The organism is Alteromonas sp. KUL17, assembly GCF_006538305.1.
GTDB classification, from domain to species: Bacteria; Pseudomonadota; Gammaproteobacteria; order Enterobacterales; family Alteromonadaceae; genus Alteromonas; species Alteromonas macleodii.
Window position 1 is genome coordinate 59,041 of sequence record NZ_BJKJ01000021.1, and the last position, 17,693, is coordinate 76,733.

Sequence of the window (17,693 nt, forward strand, 5' to 3'; positions counted from 1 at the left end):
AGTGAAATAACATTTTAAATTTCAATTGGTTAATTTATTTTTTGCGAGTTTTTTTGATGAACCATAAATGGGCATCAACTTTGCGTTATCCAGTCCAAAAAAGAAAACACAGACAGAAAAAACGAATTACAACAAGTTTGAATTTGACTGGAGAACACACATGAAAACATCTACAAAAAGAACAATACTTGCCGCTGCTATTTCTTCAGCGTGTCTGTTAACAGCCATGCCTAGCTATGCAGAAGGTTCATTTACTGCTAACGCTAGTGCAACCAGTAACTACATCTGGCGTGGTCTAACACAAACAACTAACGAAGCCGCAGTACAGGGTGGTATCGATTACGCGCATGAAAGTGGTTTTTATGCGGGTACGTGGGCGTCTAACGTGAACTACGGTGCAGGTGACGAATATTCATATGAGCACGATATGTACTTCGGTTTTTCAGGTGAGTCTGACGGTATTGCGTACGACTTTGGCTACCTTTACTACAACTACGATGACGAAGCGAACTTCGACTTTGCAGAGGTTTATGGGTCTGTAGGTATGGGTGGGTTAAGCCTTACGGTATACCTTTTAGCGCACACTGAAGCTGATGAAGGCGAAGATCAGGACTTTGGTTTTGCTCAAGCGTCTTATACGTCTCTTGGTTACACTACAGAAATCCTGAATGGCACTGAGCTTGGTTTCCATGTCGGTTATCACGAGGGTGACTTCGCTGAAGCGTTTAATGGCGTGGAAGGTTATATGGACTATGGTATTTCAATAGCAAAAGACGGCTTTAGCTTTGCCATCACCGGTACCGACCTTGACGACATGGGCGGTGACGACGAGTTTGATAACGACGCCGTTAAATTTACCGTAGCGTATTCAGTAGACTTCGAGCTATAAACTACTTTGTAGGGGCCATTGGAAGGCCTTTATCATAACGTTGAGTACTAAAAGCCTAATGTGTTTTCGTTAGGCTTTTCATTTTTTACAAGCAACGCATTTTTAACTTGTTCGTAACCTGCTTTTGATTATAATGAGATTAATTTTTAAACGAGTGTAAGGAGTATTCAGGATGAAAGTTCTTCCATTTTTTGCGATTTGTGGAGCGGTAGCGCTTGTTAGCGTTGCGGTCACAAGTACGCCAAATTCACACTCGTCAGTATGCGAATTCCAACCCGTTACGGAGTTCAACCCCAAGTTGCCCGCAAGCCATACTCAAAACCAATGTGCCCGTCATCAAGAGGGTGTTGAGGAAGTCAGTTGGCTGTCATGGATAGCGGGGAAATCATCCTCTTTCCAATTCCACTTTTTAGACCTACTTGAGTTGATGCACAGCGACGAAGGTAATCGAGATTTCACCTCACCTGCTAACGACACTTAGGGGAAAATTATGCAGTCTGGTACTGGTTTTTGGTCAGTTCTAGGTAGTGTAGTTGCTAGTCTATTTGGTGTTCAGAGCCATAAGAACTACGAACGTGACTTTACTAAAGGCACTTTTATCAGTTTCGCCGTCATTGGCGTAATCTTGGTTGTGCTGTTTGTTGTTACGCTTTTTATGTTCGTTAAATGGTATACGGGCTATAGCGCATAGCAATTGCGTGAATACACACTATACCAGTCCGCATAGATAATTACCCACTCAGCGAGAGTTAAAATGTTCGTAATCGCGGCGTGTTACCGCAGGTATAGTGGTTCTACATCAAGGTGACACAACAAAGAGTACGGACATTTTAAACTCGCCCTTCGGGAAGGTCTGGCAAGCTTCCTAGCTTCATTCTGGGAATTTGAAAGGGAACAACCATTCCTGCATTCCCACGCTTTGCTAGGAAACTTGCCAGCACCTTCTGAGTGGGCACTTATCTATGCGGATTGGTATTAATAGAAATCGTATGCGGGTAAGGCGGTCGATGCGCTACCTATAAGACGTTTTTTAGGCACCACACACTAAACTGAAGGGCGGTTAAACGTCTTCTTTTTTCGAGTCTTTCGCTTTGGTGCGATGTTAGCTGGAGGGAAATAAGCCAAAATTTCATCCACAGGCTGTCGCTTTGCACCGTTTTGACTTATCGAACGCTTAACTGACAGCATACTGAAATCTGCCCCGTGATAAAGCGACCGAGTTAGCGGTAAATCGTGATTTGAGATGAGGACGGGTATGCCTCGCTTTTTTGACGCGCGGGTGGCGAGCTCAGCCAGCTTCTCTTGAGATTCTTGTCCGAAGCTTCGCGCCGCATAGCTGGTAAACGCTGCAGTCTTGCTGATAGGAGCATACGGTGGGTCACAATAAATAACATTGCCACGCCTAGCTCTAGAAAAAACCTTTTCAAAAGGAAGACAAGTAAACGTCGCTTTTTGCGACTTTTCCGAAAACACAAACATCTCGTCTTCTGGAAAGTAAGGTTTTTTATAGCGGCCAAAAGGTACGTTAAAACGCCCTTGAAGGCTGTAACGACATAATCCGTTGTAACCGTGACGGTTCAAATACAAAAAGAGAATGGCGCGATAATATTCATCTTGTGTGGCGTTAAACTCTTCTCGTAAAGCGTAATACATTTTTTCTTCGTTGCGTTTTCCGTCGAAAAATGAGCGTGCATCGTTAATCAGTGCATCGGGCTGCGCTTTAAGGAAATTGTATAAGTTGATGAGATCAGGATTGATGTCATTAAGCAGGTAGCGTTTGTATTGCGTATTCAGAAATACAGATCCGGCACCAACAAACGGTTCAATGAGTTTATTGGCTTGCGGTAATCTGGCCTGAATATGCTCAACCAAGCTGTATTTGCCACCGGCCCATTTTAAAAAAGCCCGGTTTTTTTTCTGCATCATGCTTAAACGTTACTACCTAGACGGAATGAAGACGGTGGTTTTTCCGTGCGCCGCCGTTCCAAGGGAAAGGGTCGTCTTTATACTTTTATGCTGATCAGTATCAGATATCACCACACTAAAGGTAGATTGTAACTTTCATCAGTAAAACGGACAACCAACAAGTGTCGCAAGAACGGAATTTTGCTCATTTACTGGAAATATTATGGCCACCCGGTTGTGAAATGACTTAATTTTGCGCTTTGCTCATCTCTGAGAGGATTTGGTTTCCTCGCTTTATAAACGCATTTTGTTTACCTGGATATTCGGGTAAATCTGTTCGTGCTTGTTGCGCTTGAGATAACGACGTGTAGATTTGCTTGTTAACTACTACAAACCAGTCGCCACCATAGCGCGTCGTTTTATAAATTCGCGTTTGCTCAGTTAGATTGTTTTCTCGTAGGAACTCACTGAGAACAGACTCACTTTTCATCGCTAACAACTGTATAGCGTAGTCATCTTCCCCAATCCAGCCTTCTTGACTCGATTCACTGGCCACTGTGGTTGGCGCTACATTATCGTTGACGCCGTCCGAGTTTGATTTGGCACCTTGAGCAGATTGTTGATCACTTAGCGCACCACTGCTAACCACCTCTGAACCATTGGAATCAGTGGTATTACCTTCAATCGGGGCATTCTCAAACTGGTTACTGTCTGCCTGTTCTGAAGATGGCGTAACTTCAGGTAAGGATGAAACCGCATTTTCCCAATTGGTAATCAACGGACCGTTATCTGACGATTCATCAATTAACGAGCCACCAACGTCTGCACTATCATCATTGGGCGCGGAAACAAGTTCTACGTTGCCTATTTGGTTGGTTGCTTGAGTTGCTGAGTTTGATGCTGTTGTTTTGCTTTCATCGGTTTCACCATTGCCTATAAGCTTGTTATAAGCAGAGCCGGGCTCAACCTGGGTTCTTTCAGGTTCTGGCGCAGGTTGACTAATAGGCGCAAAAATCGATGCTAATTTATCACCGTACTGCCAGTAAATAAGGCCAGAAAACGTAGCAAGGAACACGCATATAACAGCGATATAAAACCACTTAGATTTTAACGGGTTGATAAAAGTTTGCGTATTTTCACGCTGTCTATTTTCTAAATGAGCCTGAAAAGCCTCGCGACGTGAAGCAATCATTTTGTCGAGCTCTGACTCGAAGCTAGGCTGTTCGCTAATGACTGACTGGCTGCTAATTATTAGAGGGGTTTCCGTATTTTTTGCAGGAAGCCACTGCTTGGCGCGCTCAGCCCATTCGTTATTCGCGAACAAAAGCACATTTAAATGCTGTTTGTTACCAGCAAACCGACTTTGCAACACCAAGTCCCATAGTTCTTGCAATAGTGCATCAGGAAGATTGTGGGCTTGGGTGATGGCTATAAGAATTGGACCTTCGTGACTATTTAGGTCGGAAAGTAGTTCGTTTAGAGGTCTAACGAAGCTACCCACCACTTGACCAAGAAGCTGCCGACAAAGTTGTCGACGGTAGTCAGAGGGCTCCATACTTTCTTGCGCAGTTAAATACGCAATCTCGGTATCATCGTGCTGCTGGAAGACAAAGGCTTCAAGGGTCTTTTGTTGTTGAGCAATAGACTCACCACTGACAAAAATCAGCTGAGAAGAGTAATTGACCAAATATTCCAAACGTTCATGCAGTTCACTTTGCATGGGAGTTTGCCCTTATTCACCGTTGCTTTAAAAACTGTCCTGCAACGCATTTCTTCATGATTCCAACTAAAGTAGGGAAGTCAAGATAGACGCGTTGCCAGGTTGTCGCGAGGGCTAATGACTAAGAAAGGATGTCAGTAAGAATGGCGTCCGTGACGTCCTTGGTAACAACCGCTTTGCCTATGCCTTGAGGAAGTACAAATCGAATACTGCCAGCTTCCACTTTTTTATCGCGTTTCATATGCTTAACGTAGTCATTCTTTGTCATACTATTTGGGCCTGCAACCGGTAAAGCAAATGCTTCAAATAGCGACGATACGCGTCGTGTTTCTGACGCTTCAAACCACGTTAATGCTTCAGCAGCTTTACAAGCAATTATAGTACCAGCGGCTACCGCTTCGCCATGCAGCCAGTTACCGTAGCCTTGCTCGGCTTCAATAGCGTGACCGAACGTGTGGCCTAAGTTAAGAATGGCGCGTAAACCACCTTCACGTTCATCTTTTGCTACCACGTCTGCTTTGATTTCGCAGCAGCGAGAAATAGCTTGGGTAAGAATTTCAGTATCAAGCGACGTAAGCGCATCTACATTACTTTCAAGCCATTCAAAAAACGGTGCGTCGTAAATGATACCGTATTTGATGACCTCTGCCATGCCAGCAGCAAACTCTCTCGCGGGTAATGTAGCGAGGGTATCAGTATCAATGGCCACATAAACCGGTTGGTAAAAAGCGCCAATCATGTTTTTGCCGAGAGGATGATTTACCGCGGTTTTTCCACCTACTGATGAGTCGACTTGAGAAAGCAAAGTCGTAGGAACTTGAATGAAGGGCACACCGCGTTGGTAAGTTGCCGCAACAAAGCCAGTAAGATCACCAATTACACCACCGCCAAGTGCGATAAGTGTCGTATCTCTTGCAGCGTTTAGCTCAAGAAGGCGTGTCATAACCACTTCGAATTGGGCAAGATTTTTGTGTTGCTCGCCGTCCGGCAAAATAATGGTTTCAACCTGAACATTACCACACGCCGCTTTGGCGGTTTCTAAATACAGTGGGGCAACAGTTTCGTTGGTAACAATGACGGCAAGTGGGCCTTTTATATAGGCACTAAAAAGGCCAGGTTGCGAAAGCAGCCCAGCCTCTATCTGTATAGGATAGCTACGTTCTCCAAGTTCCACAGTTAAGGTTGACATTGGCGTAGCACCTCCTATTACATATTTAATTTATAAACCAATTTTACTGATAATCTGATTCGCTACAGCACGCGCACTTTGGTCGTCTGTATCAACAATGTAATCAGCAACTTCTTCGTAAAGCGGGTTGCGCATTTCTGCAAGATCGCGAAGTACTTGTTCTGGATCTTCGTTTTGTAGCAAAGGACGACGTTTGTCACGTTGTGTACGGGCAACTTGCTTATCGATTGTCGTTTGTAGGTAAACAACGATGCCGCGGGCAGATAAACGATTACGCACAGCTTTAGTTACAATAGAACCGCCGCCAGTAGCAAGTACAATACCTTGCTTATCTGTCAAATCGTTAATGACGTTTTCTTCGCGTTTACGGAAACCGTCTTCGCCTTCAAGGTCGAAGATCCAGGCAATGTCTGCACCCGTGCGGCGCTCAATTTCCTGATCCGAATCAAAAAAGTCTAGGTGAAGTTCGTCTGCCAGATGTCTACCGATGGTACTTTTGCCAGCACCCATTGGGCCAACTAAAAAGATATTACGTTTTTCAGCCATATTTGCTTATATCACAACTTAATCATGTTAGGGGCAGTGCACTGTTGCCTTACCAGCCTACCCATTGACTCGTGCCTATTTAGTGTCCAATAAGCACCACTCCTTAAACCTCGCTTAAATTTCGAGGCGGGGATTATCTCAGTTTCATGCAAGGCGTTGCAAGTTTTGTTACTAACAAATAGCGTATACCTGTAAATTTAGTTACAAAAAAAGGCTGAAAACCAAAAAAGCGCACAAAAATACGCTTTTTTGAAGGCTAAAAATGAGGATTATGGTCTTTCAGTGACTATCTTGGGTGTAACAAAGATAAGCAGTTCTCGTTTTTGCTGAAGTTGTGACGAGTTTCTGAAAAGGGCACCAACGACAGGTAAATCACCAAACAAAGGCACTTTTGACACGCCATCAGAACTGGTTTGTTGGAATATGCCACCCAATACAATGGTTTCGCCGTTTTCAACCAATACCTGCGTTTTAATTTCCTGTGTATCGATAGCAACTGCATCACCAGTTGATGTAGCCACGGTTTCGCCGCGCGTATCTTGAGTTACCACTAAGTCCAGAATAATGCGATTATCTGGCGTAATATGAGGAGTAACTTTGAGCGATAGAACCGCTTTTTTAAACTCAACCGATGTAGCGCCGCTTGACGTTGCCTGCACATAGGGTATTTCCGTACCCTGTTCAATGTAAGCTTCATGCTGGTTAGCAACCGTAATACGAGGACTCGCAATAATTTCGCCTTTGTTTTCAGATTCTAGTGCGGAAAGCTCAAGGTCTAATATAGTGCCATCAACCAAGCTCGCAATTTGAAAGCCAATGCTACCCGCGGCGCTGGTCACAGGCAGGTTCACATTAAGGCGATTATCAATGCTAGGCACTATGCCGCCGGCAATGGTGTCTGCGGCCTCAAGGCTTCCCGACACACCATTATCGTCTTGACGGTCGCTGAAACCCCAACGAACGCCAAGCTGCTCGTCTACATCGTCAAGCACAGTAACCATACGGCTTTCAATCAGCACTTGCTTCACTGGAATATCTAACGCATTGATGGTTTTTCTTGCTTCATCAATAGAGGCTAACGTGTCGCGAATAAGTAAAGTGTTGGTTCGTTCGTCTACTGTAACACCCCCTCGCTCAGATAAGATCCCGCCCTCTGTCGACTTTAAGATCGTGGCCAGGGCAGCAGCTTTTGCATAGTTAACAGGAATATTAACCGTATGAAGAGGCGCTAAGTCTGAAACTTGCTTTTTAGATTGAAGGGCTTGGGTTTCACGAGCCGATAGTTCTTCAGCCGGTGCAATTAACAAAATGTTGCCCTCTAAGCGTTTATCCAGACCTTTAACGCGCAAAATCATGTCGAGTGCTTGATCCCACGGAACACCCGACAAACTTATCGTCACGTTTCCTGTTACGGTGTCGGTGGTCACTAAGTTAAACCCATTAACCTGCGCAATAATTTGTAAAACTTGTCTCACAGGAACATCTTGAAAATCGAGCGAAATGGGGTCGCCTGTGTATTTCTTCTCCGCTTCCAAGGCGTCTTGCTGCGCGCTGTCCATTGGCGTTATCGCCATACGAATTACGCCGTCTTTTACCGTATTTTGAACCGTAACTGGGCCCGAATAATTAACTTCAATTCGCGCGCCATCTTTAACTTCGAAAGTCTCGATGGTAGAAACCAAGGTGCCGAAATCAGCCACATTAAGTTCTACCAATTGGTCTTCGCCTAACTTGGTGTTAGGTAATGTAAGGGACACTTTTCCTTGTGACTCAATAAGCTGAAGTTTTGGCGCTTGGCCCTCAAAACTCACCAGTGTTACAGCGGTATTGTTAGCTGCTTGAGTAAAGTCGATGTTTGTGACCGTGGTGGTAACGGTTGATGTATTTCGTTTGGTATCAGGGTCGACCAACAAAGGCTCTTGGGCTTTTACTGGCGAAACAAACACGGTAAACGAAAATATTGCAGCCACAGCGAAAGCCAGCCAATACCATCTAGGCACTCTACGATTCAGAGATTTGTTGAATATGTATCGTTCGGCCATGCTTACTCTCCCGCCTTCGATGCTGTAGTCATTGTTGTTGTTTTCCTTTGCCAGCAGCCCGCACCATCAGGTAATAACTGTTCAATAGTAATTGAGTCGGTGCTAATTTGCGTAATTTTGCCATAAAACAAGCCGATACGACTCCCTACTTTAGCTTTATGTAATACGCCATCGTTACTTTTCAATAATGCCCACTGCACTCCTTTAACGGCAAAGTTGCCAGTCAGTGCGAGGGCGTCCACGCCATAGGCTTCCAATGCTTCTTTAGGGCGTTGGAAGTTTGGCTGTAAACAGTTTTCTACCCGTGCTTTTGCTACTGGAGCGGCGTTGTTCTTAGGGCGATCGAACGGGCTTCTTAAAGCGCTTGCCGAATAGCTAAAAGGTGGGTGAGTCTTGAATTCTGGATACGGTTCAATTTGTGGCTGAGCACGCTCTTTAACACTCTGTGTATAGGCATGCAGATCGTCGAGTTTAGGTGAACAGCCTGTTACTAACAATATGATTAAAAGAGATAAAAACGAACGAATCATTGTTCATCTCCTTCAATGTCTGTCGAGTTTTCCGAACGATAAGTTTTCGCCTGCAGCTTCAGCGACAGACCATTTGCTTCACGCTTTATGTCAAAATCGTGAAGCGTAACGATACGAGGTAAATCTGCGACTTTGGAAACGAATTCGCCAAAGTTGTGATAGCCACCGCTTACTTCCATTTCGATAGGTAGTTCGGTGTAAAACTCTTTTGGTACTTCTTGTTGCCAGTTAAGCAATTCAAACGTGAGGCCCGATGCGGTACCAACGTAAGTGATATCGTCAAGCAAACCCGGTGTCTCGTTGCTGGTTGGAAGACTTTTCAGCATAGACGAAAAGTCTTCCTTAATTTGCGCAAGTTGGGCTTGGTAGGCTTCTAAATTAGCCGCAATGCGGTATTTTGCTTCGAACTGTAACTTTAGTTCTTGTTCTTTTAATTCAGCCGCATCTTTAATCGGTAATTTGGGGCTTATTAGCATGTAGTAGCTCAACGCACCTACCAATATTGCGACAAACGCCGCCACAACAATGCGAACTTCGTTTGGCCAAATAGCGATTTGTTCAAAGTCGAGTTCGTTGAGTTCTTTTAGTTTTGAAACATCAAACTTCATGGTTATTGCGCCTCACTACTTTCTATTTCTAGGGGAGCAACATTGGGGTTTATCGAAAACGTAAGCGTAAAGTTGCTAATCGCTCTCGCTGCACTGCTGTCAGATTTAATGGTAGAAAGCTCTGCTGCAACGAACACTTTCGAGTTGTCCAGCGCGCGCATAAAGTCGGAAAGACGATTGTTCGAATCACTAGTACCTTCAATCTCAATACGGTTATTGCTTCTGGTCATAGACTCAAAGGCCACACCGGGAGGAACGAGTTTAGCAAGTTCATCAAATACTATAGGAGCCACATTGCGACTTGCTTGCAGTTGCTCAATTAATGCCATGCGCTGCTCAATGGCATTTTTACTGTCTTTAACCTTTTTTATCTCTGCAATTTGCGCATCTAAAACCGCGATTTCCCGTTCAAGATATTGATTACGCGAGTTTTGATTACTGATTTGCTGGTCGATAGCTTGACCAATGAACCAAAAAATCAATCCTACAATGGCGGCAACGGCAAGTAGCCCTGCCAAGTATTGTTGTTTTTGATGTTGGCGCTGCTTCTCTCGCCAAGGTAGTAAATTTACATGTGCCATGGCGTAAAGCTCCGGCTCGCTAGACCTGCTGCAATCGCAAGCTGTGGTGCAATTTTGCTAAGTCTCGTGGCATCAAGTTTAGGGTTTATCGACATGTTGCTAAACGGATTGAAGCAATCAACCTCTAGGCCTAAGTCTTGTTTTAAAATGTCGACTAACGGTTCAATAGTAGCGGCACCGCCGCTAAACAGTATTTTGGTGGGGCGCTCTGCATGTAGCGTGCTCATATACATTTGTAATGCACGGTTGATATTTTGCTGTAGGTTAGCGGCAAATATAGGAAGCGTATCTTCCACCCAATTTCCAGACAGCGTGCCATCAAGTAGCTGACGCTCTGCGGTTTCACGCTCAACCATATGAATGGCGCTAATATCGTTAATTAGCTGATTTAAGCCAAAGGCGTGCTCTTTGGTGTAGATGACGTCGCCGTTTTTTATTACGCATATCTGAAGTAGCGAGGCGCCCACATTAATACAGCAAAGTGGCATGTCTTCGGTATGAGGCGTATGGAAAAAGTCAATGGCATTGCCGATGGCATAATTTTCCATATCAACAATTTTGGGTTCAAAGTTAGCTTCTCTTGCAAGCAACAAGCGACTGTCTACCAAATCTTTATGCGCAGCGGTAAGTAATACATTTACTTTTCCAGTGTGCGTTGTGCTTGGCCCCATTTCTTCAAAATCCAAATATACTTCTTCAAGCGGATAGGGAATGAGACTGTCGGCTTCGATCTCAATTTGATTTTCTAAATCGTAATCGCTTTGCTCTGGGTCCATATAGACGATTTTACTGATCACTGACGTACCAGCCACAGCAACATTTGCCAGCTTTAATTTTGTTTTTAGCGACTTTCGAATTTTCTTGAGGGCAATGCTTACTGACTCATAATCTTTAATATCACGCTCAGAGAAAGCGATTTTGTTAATTGGCTCACAGGCATACCCTTGAAGGACGAACCCGTCTTTCGATTGCTCTAACCACACCGCTTTTATTTGACGCGTGCCTATATCTAAGCCCACAATGGGCGGCAGCTTTTTCTTAAACAGCGATTTCATGTGCAAGTGTCCAGTTTCAAAGGTAGTTGCTCTAAAGTACAATGTTACTCTAATAGTCTTATGCGTATGGTTCTAGAGATAACACATACGTATAAAATATACGTCATTTCAACAAAATGTCTTGGTATCCGTTACAGTGAAGTACATCAAACCACTTATTTTATTTAGTTTTCTATCAGGCCTTCTTGGTTTTGCAGCACTGGTAGGTATTTACTTTTATATCAAACCTGACCTACCAAGTGTTACTGTACTTAAGGATGTACGCCTGCAAACACCTATGCAGATATACACCAAAGACGGAAAACTTATTTCACAGTATGGAGTTAAACGGCGGATCCCCGTAAAACTTGAGGAAGTCCCGCAAGAATTAATTAACGCCATACTCGCTACCGAAGACAGTCGCTTCTACGAACACCACGGCATTGACCCCATTGGTATAATGCGTGCTGCAGTAAGTTTAGTCCTTACTGGCGAAAAGCGTCAGGGAGCAAGTACGTTAACCATGCAGCTAGCACGAGGGTTTTTCCTTAGTCGGGAGAAAACCTATATCAGAAAGATCAAAGAGATCTTTATAGCACTGCACATGGAGCAAGAGCTTTCTAAGCAGGAAATTCTTGAGCTGTACCTCAACAAAATCGAATTAGGCCATAGAGCGTTTGGTTTTGGGGCGGCCGCCCAAGTGTACTATGGCAAACCGCTCAACGAACTCTCTTTAGCTCAAATTGCTACTATTGCAGGTCTTCCAAAGGCGCCATCAGTGCTTAACCCTATCAGCGGGCCGCAACGTTCTGTCGAACGCAGACGCGTGGTCTTACTTCGTATGCTTGACGAAGAGTACATCACTAAAGCGCAGTTCGATGAAGCTGCTAATGCGCCAGTTTCAGCGAAAAAGCACGGTGCTGAAATTGAAGTGGATGCGCCTTATTTGGCCGACACCATTTATAACGAAATGGTAGAGATTTATGGAAAAGAAGAAGCAGAAACCGGCGGATACCAAGTTTTTGCGACTGCAACGTCAGATCTTCAATTAGCTGCTCAGCGTGCGGTGGTTCGAAATCTTCATGACTATGATGAGCGTCATGGCTACAAAGGCGCGCTTGGCTACTTATGGAATATTCCTAAGCCAGAAGGAAAGGATGACGCGATTCCACAACTTTCATTGAGCTATGACATAAGTGATAAGACAACACGAGAAGAGTGGGATAACGAATCAATCATGCGCGTGCTTGAAGAGATTCCTCACATTAAACCTCTTTTGCCATCGGTTGTTACGAAAGTAAATGAGCAGTCGATAGAAGTGTTGTCTGTAGATGGCAAAGCAATAACAGTAGAGTGGGATGGACTAGATTGGGCCCGACACTACATTACAGACTTTAGGCAGGGTAGTGACCCCAAAACCGCTTCAGATGTGACTCAAGAAGGGGCGGTCATTTATATCAGACAGCAAGAAGGGCAGTGGCGCATTTCGCAAATCCCTGAGGTGAGCGGCGCGTTTATCGCACTTAATCCGAAAAACGGTGCGGTTGAAGCGGTTGTTGGTGGCTACAGCTTTTATCAAAGCCAGTTTAACCGAGCAACACAGGCCAAGCGCCAAGTGGGCTCGAACATCAAGCCTTTCGTTTATTCTGCTGCATTAGACAGTGGCTATACCCTTGCATCCATCATCAATGACGCTCCTATTAACCAATGGAATGCGGCGACGGGTGTAGCTTGGCGACCGCAAAACTCGCCAGCTGAGTACGACGGCCCAATTAGAATGCGTAAAGCCCTTGGTAAATCGAAGAACGTGGTATCGGTTCGACTATTGCGTGGTGTTGGTCTGAGAGAAACGGCCGATTACTTAACACGCTTCGGTTTTAATAAAGACGATATTCCACTTGATGAAACCGTATCCCTTGGGTCGAGTTCACATACGCCGCTTGAAGTAGTAAGAGGTATGTCGGTCATTGCGAACGGTGGCTACTTAGTAAACCCTCATTTTATCAGCAAAGTGCTTGATGAAAACGGCGATGAGCTTTGGAAAGCAAACCCAGTTTGGGCGTGCAATCGTTGTGAAAATCAAAGCGATCCAGAAATACTACCTGAAGACGAAGAAGCCGATATTGAAGCCTTACTTGCCGCTGAACTAAATCAAGATATTTTACTTGGCGACGTCGATGATGACGAAGCTGCAGAAAAAGTGATTGCGCCTCAGGTTATTACTGCTCAAAACGCTTTCTTAGTGGCAGAAATGATGCGAACGGCTGTGAGAGCAAACGGAAATTGGAGCAAGAAGACCTATTGGTTAGGCACCGGCTGGCGTGCTCGTAATATTCTTCAGCGTACTGACATAGCTGGGAAAACGGGTACAACGAATGACTCGCGAGACACATGGTTCAGTGGTTTCCACAAAGATTTAGTGGCCACCACATGGGTAGGCTTCGACAACATGGGGCGTCAGTTAGGGCGAGCTACGCGAAACCAAAACCTCATTAATAAGAATGCTGAGAAATTTAACTGGATAGGCAACGCCATGATCGGCATTGAAGATGGAGCTAAAGCTGCTGAGCCAGCGTGGATCAGATTTATGCAACATGCTCTAGAAAATAAACCACATACGCCAATGCCCGTACCAGAGAATATAGTGCGTGTTCGCATTGATCGTACCAGTGGAAAGTTGACCAGACGAACAGACCATACGACACTATTCGAATATTTCCTGCAGGGAACCGAGCCAACGACTTATGTTCGCGATGACGAAGTGTTGGATCCGGCCACGCAGGATACGACTACTGCGCCTGAGCCAGAAGAAATATTCTAATTACTAAGAGGCACGTTGCACGCGTGCCGCTTCAGGCTTAGGTAATGTATTTGCCTGAACACATTATCGGAAAACCAATGTCAGAAGATTCACAGCGATATCTTTATATTCCTCATGCCGGCCCTTCATTGCTGGAAACCCCCCTACTGAATAAAGGCAGTGCCTTCACTGCACGGGAACGTGCGGCGTTTAACCTGACGGGTCTAGTGCCACCAAGGTATGAAACCATCGAAGAGCAGGTTGAACGTGCTTACATGCAATACAGCAGCTTTGACGAAGCACTAAACAAGCATATTTATCTGCGCGCAATTCAAGACAATAACGAAACCTTGTTTTACCGCCTAATTCAAAAGCACATCGATGAGATGATGCCCATCATCTACACCCCTACTGTAGGTGATGCATGTGAGCAGTTTTCAGATATCTATCGCAGTTCGCGTGGCTTGTTTGTGTCGTATGAAGAACGTAACCAGCTTGATGACATTGTTCGCAATGCTACGAAGCGCAAAGTGAAAGTGATTGTTGTGACTGACGGTGAACGCATCTTAGGCTTGGGAGACCAAGGTATTGGCGGAATGGGCATTCCTATCGGTAAACTTTCGCTTTACACAGCGTGTGGTGGAATTAGTCCAGCATACACATTGCCCGTAATGTTAGATGTAGGTACTAACAACGAAAAGCTGCTAGCCGACCCAATGTATATGGGGGCGCGCCATCCGCGTATTGGACAGGATGAATACGACGAATTTGTTGATATGTTCATTAACGCTGTGAAGCGACGCTGGCCTGATGTAATGATTCAGTTTGAAGATTTTGCGCAGCCAAATGCTATGCCGTTATTAAACCGCTATCGCAACGACGTGTGTTGTTTTAACGACGATATACAAGGCACTGCTGCCGTTACCCTTGGTACTATTTTGGCGGCATGTAAAACCAAGCAGCAAAAGCTACGCGACATGAAGGTGGTGTTCGTGGGTGCGGGTTCGGCAGGCTGTGGTATTGCTGAAATGCTCATTCAACAAATGGTATTTGAGGGCCTGACTGACGAGCAAGCACGTAAGCAAGTGTTCATGATTGACCGTTTTGGTTTGGTAACCGAAGGCATGGAAGGTCTACGCGACTTCCAACAAAAGCTTCAGCAGAAAAATGCTGACTTGGCTGATTGGACGTTCAGTGGAGATTATGCGTCACTACTTGATGTTATGCACTGCGCGCAGCCAGACGTACTTATTGGTGTTTCAGGCCAGCCAGGCTTGTTCACTGAACAAGTTATCCGTGCTATGAAGCAAGGCTGTGAGCTGCCAATCATCTTCCCGTTAAGTAACCCCTCACGACAAGTTGAAGCGCGTCCTGAGCAAGTGATTGAATGGACAGAAGGTGAAGTGATTATCGCTACAGGTAGTCCGTTCAAGCCTGTAGAGTACGATGGGAAAATATTTCCTATAGCTCAATGCAACAACTCTTACATCTTCCCGGGTATTGGCCTTGGTGTTGTTGCATCTAAAGCGAAGCTAATTAGTGACGAAATGCTGATGGCTGCAAGTAACGCACTTGCTTCAGCGTCGCCATTAGTCAACACGGGTCAGGGTTCACTATTGCCACCCCTTGCTGCCATTGCAGAAATTAGCAGAGAGATTGCTTTTGAGGTGGGTAGAGTAGCGATGGAACAGGGACTTGCTCTTGAAATGTCTGACGACGCATTGCGCGCTAGCATTGAGCGTAACTTCTGGAAAGCAGAGTACCGCCCTTACAAGCGGGTAAGCATCTAGTATCCATTAACGTTATAAAAAAGCAGGCTTAGCCTGCTTTTTTTGTACTTGTGAGCAACGCTTTCACCATGACTTACAACGCAAAATCTGAAGTAAGCCACCGTCTCACTGCTCGAACTTCATCCATTTCGCGGCCGAACTCCAACCAAATGTAATATGGTGTTGCCTATGCGCAACATTTCCTATGTGTTGCTTATATGTATTCTCGTTAATAATCTCCTAACCTACTGTTATTAAATAATTAATTCTTGTTGGCACAATGATTGATACACCTCTTTATAGTTACAACAAGGAGCAAGGGGTGTTATTGATGACCACGTTAAAAAACAAGGTAAGTCCTTTCTACGCGCGAATTATTAAGCGCTCATTCTCTACGTCATTAGTTATGGCCGCTCTTACAACACTCTCAGCTTGCGACGCACCTAATGTTGATGTTGCAGCACAAGATGAAAAGGCTGCTAAAACGGCTGCTAGTACAGTTTCAGAAAGCCCAATGGATGAGCAAAGTGAAATGTTTGCTTATCTGGATGAATCCGACTTAATTGATGCCTACTACGAGGTTAAGTAATTCGCGGCTAATCCTTCTTACACACTATCGATTCTGCCACGGTTATCGCTGGCAAAAGTTTATGGCAACTATCGATAGTACCAGTTTGCGGGCAACGGACTGCTCGCCTTTTATTCATAAAGCCGTGCTTTGGATAAAGCGAGGCGGACCATACATTTTTATGTCAATAAACGTATATTGCCGTTTATTAGTCGACACCGTTGAGCTATAAGTCTTTAAAAGCTGTTCTTAGTAGCTATGTATTGCACTAACCTTAACGATAAAGTCATTTAAAGGAATTGCTATGTCGACAGAAAGTAACTACACACCACCAGAAGTTTGGACTCAGGCTGAAGATGACGGCAACAAGTGGGCCAGCATTAATCGTCCTGTGTCAGGCGCTACCCATGAGAAGGCTCGTCCTAATGGTGAACATGGTTTGCAGCTATACTCGTTAGCTACGCCTAATGGTCAGAAAGTTACCATCATGCTTGAAGAGTTGTTGGCAGCTGGAGTGAGCGAAGCAGAATACAACGCTTGGCTGATTAACATTGGTGAGGGCGATCAGTTTTCTTCTGGGTTTGTTGACGTTAATCCGAATAGTAAAATTCCTGCTATGGTCGACACGACAACGTCACCAGAAACCAAGCTATTCGAGTCTGGGTCAATCTTAGTTTATTTGGCGGAAAAATTCGGTAAGTTCATTCCGCAAGACGCCCATGCAAAGGCGGAATGTTTCAACTGGCTGTTTTGGCAGGTGGGGTCAGCGCCTTACTTAGGCGGTGGTTTCGGGCACTTCTACAGCTATGCGCCATATCCAATGGAATATCCTATCAACCGCTTTACCATGGAAACTAAGCGTCAGTTAGATGTGCTAGACAAGCACTTAGCAAACAATGAGTTTATGGCAGGTAGCGAGTACAGTATCGCTGACATGGCTATATGGCCGTGGTACGGCAATTTAGTGCTCGGAAATCTGTACGATGCAGCCACTTTCCTTCAAGTGCACGAGTACACCAATTTAGTCCGCTGGGCTAAGCAACTAGAGCAGCGAGAAGGCATTAAACGTGGCCGTATTGTCAATAAAACTTGGGGTGACGATGGTCAGTTAGAAAACCGCCACAGCGCAAAAGATATCGACGACGCACTCACCAAAGCCTAAATAATGGGGTCAGAGTCTGAGGGATCCCCACGAATTTAATTTCATATGCCTCCGGCCCAGGCTGCGTCAACTATGGAGCTGTACCATTTGAGTGCAGCTTTCCACTGTCGCATAGTAAATCGTATTCGACAAGCGACTGCCCTGAGTCCAAGGTAATGGAATGACAACACGCTCTTGGTTTCGGTATTGGCTTGGAAGCGCCGATGTTTATTCGAAGAGACGACTACCATACCCAGTAATATAGCCACGAGTGAGGCTAACGTCGTCAGCAATACCAGTATCGTTAGACGCTGCTTTTTCACGCTTTTATTCTGTTCATAGCCAAGCCCGAACTTCGTGCTTTTCATACC

At 44.9% G+C, this 17,693-nt stretch carries 16 protein-coding genes and 1 pseudogene; 7 read left to right on the top strand and 10 right to left on the bottom strand.

What is annotated here, in order from left to right:
• Positions 1-67: 67 nt before the first annotated feature.
• The 3 genes from KUL49_RS16195 (at position 68) to KUL49_RS16205 (ending at position 1,580) form a co-directional block, all read left to right on the top strand.
• Positions 68-889 carry a TorF family putative porin gene (locus tag KUL49_RS16195; protein ID WP_131137951.1) on the top strand — a complete coding sequence of 274 codons (822 nt, stop codon included), beginning with the start codon at positions 68-70 and terminating at the stop codon, positions 887-889.
• 172 nt (positions 890-1,061) lie between these two features.
• The gene (locus KUL49_RS16200) at positions 1,062-1,370 is read left to right on the top strand and encodes a hypothetical protein (protein WP_131137952.1); all 309 of its coding nucleotides are present in this window, start codon (positions 1,062-1,064) and stop codon (positions 1,368-1,370) included.
• A 9-nt stretch (positions 1,371-1,379) separates the two neighbouring features.
• A complete protein-coding gene (locus KUL49_RS16205; RefSeq protein WP_014948028.1) occupies positions 1,380-1,580 on the top strand; it encodes a DUF2970 domain-containing protein in 201 nt (66 codons plus the stop codon).
• A gap of 353 nt (positions 1,581-1,933) precedes the next feature.
• Here KUL49_RS16205 and KUL49_RS16210 read toward each other — a convergent pair whose 3' ends face one another.
• The 9 genes from KUL49_RS16210 to pilM form a co-directional block, all read right to left on the bottom strand.
• A complete protein-coding gene (locus KUL49_RS16210) occupies positions 1,934-2,815 on the bottom strand; it encodes a Dam family site-specific DNA-(adenine-N6)-methyltransferase (protein ID WP_131137953.1) in 882 nt (293 codons plus the stop codon).
• Between the two features lie 226 nt (positions 2,816-3,041).
• A complete protein-coding gene (locus KUL49_RS16215; protein WP_131137954.1) occupies positions 3,042-4,514 on the bottom strand; it encodes an SPOR domain-containing protein in 1,473 nt (490 codons plus the stop codon).
• A gap of 121 nt (positions 4,515-4,635) precedes the next feature.
• On the bottom strand, positions 4,636-5,703 hold the full coding sequence (gene aroB, locus KUL49_RS16220; protein ID WP_014948031.1) for a 3-dehydroquinate synthase: 1,068 nt from the start codon (positions 5,701-5,703) through the stop codon (positions 4,636-4,638).
• 30 nt (positions 5,704-5,733) lie between these two features.
• The gene (aroK, locus tag KUL49_RS16225) at positions 5,734-6,249 is read right to left on the bottom strand and encodes a shikimate kinase AroK (protein WP_014948032.1); all 516 of its coding nucleotides are present in this window, start codon (positions 6,247-6,249) and stop codon (positions 5,734-5,736) included.
• Positions 6,250-6,518: 269 nt separating this feature from the next.
• Positions 6,519-8,291 carry a type IV pilus secretin PilQ gene (locus KUL49_RS16230; protein ID WP_131137955.1) on the bottom strand — a complete coding sequence of 591 codons (1,773 nt, stop codon included), beginning with the start codon at positions 8,289-8,291 and terminating at the stop codon, positions 6,519-6,521.
• Positions 8,292-8,293: 2 nt separating this feature from the next.
• Entirely contained in the window at positions 8,294-8,821 is a 528-nt protein-coding gene (locus KUL49_RS16235; protein WP_014948034.1) for a pilus assembly protein PilP, read from the bottom strand.
• Positions 8,818-9,429: a type 4a pilus biogenesis protein PilO gene (locus KUL49_RS16240; protein WP_014948035.1), complete on the bottom strand. Its 612-nt coding sequence runs from the start codon at positions 9,427-9,429 to the stop codon at positions 8,818-8,820. Before KUL49_RS16240 ends, KUL49_RS16235 begins: the two co-directional genes overlap by 4 nt.
• Before the next feature lie 2 nt (positions 9,430-9,431).
• Positions 9,432-10,010 carry a PilN domain-containing protein gene (locus KUL49_RS16245; RefSeq protein WP_014948036.1) on the bottom strand — a complete coding sequence of 193 codons (579 nt, stop codon included), beginning with the start codon at positions 10,008-10,010 and terminating at the stop codon, positions 9,432-9,434.
• The gene (gene pilM / locus KUL49_RS16250; RefSeq protein WP_131137956.1) at positions 9,998-11,065 is read right to left on the bottom strand and encodes a type IV pilus assembly protein PilM; all 1,068 of its coding nucleotides are present in this window, start codon (positions 11,063-11,065) and stop codon (positions 9,998-10,000) included. Before pilM ends, KUL49_RS16245 begins: the two co-directional genes overlap by 13 nt.
• 136 nt (positions 11,066-11,201) lie before the next feature.
• Here pilM and KUL49_RS16255 point away from each other — a divergent pair, with 136 nt between their 5' ends.
• The 4 genes from KUL49_RS16255 (at position 11,202) to yghU (ending at position 17,343) form a co-directional block, all read left to right on the top strand.
• Positions 11,202-13,865 (top strand): penicillin-binding protein 1A, encoded by a 2,664-nt coding sequence (locus KUL49_RS16255; RefSeq protein ID WP_131137957.1) that lies wholly within the window; start codon positions 11,202-11,204, stop codon positions 13,863-13,865.
• 77 nt (positions 13,866-13,942) lie between these two features.
• On the top strand, positions 13,943-15,634 hold the full coding sequence (locus KUL49_RS16260) for an NAD-dependent malic enzyme (protein ID WP_131137958.1): 1,692 nt from the start codon (positions 13,943-13,945) through the stop codon (positions 15,632-15,634).
• A gap of 310 nt (positions 15,635-15,944) precedes the next feature.
• A complete protein-coding gene (locus KUL49_RS16265; RefSeq protein WP_131137959.1) occupies positions 15,945-16,202 on the top strand; it encodes a hypothetical protein in 258 nt (85 codons plus the stop codon).
• A gap of 283 nt (positions 16,203-16,485) precedes the next feature.
• Positions 16,486-17,343: a glutathione-dependent disulfide-bond oxidoreductase gene (yghU, locus tag KUL49_RS16270; RefSeq protein ID WP_131137960.1), complete on the top strand. Its 858-nt coding sequence runs from the start codon at positions 16,486-16,488 to the stop codon at positions 17,341-17,343.
• Between the two features lie 41 nt (positions 17,344-17,384).
• On the opposite strand, the pseudogene KUL49_RS20925 reads toward yghU, so the two are convergent.
• Positions 17,385-17,693: pseudogene (locus tag KUL49_RS20925) on the bottom strand (transposase); the annotation flags it as partial.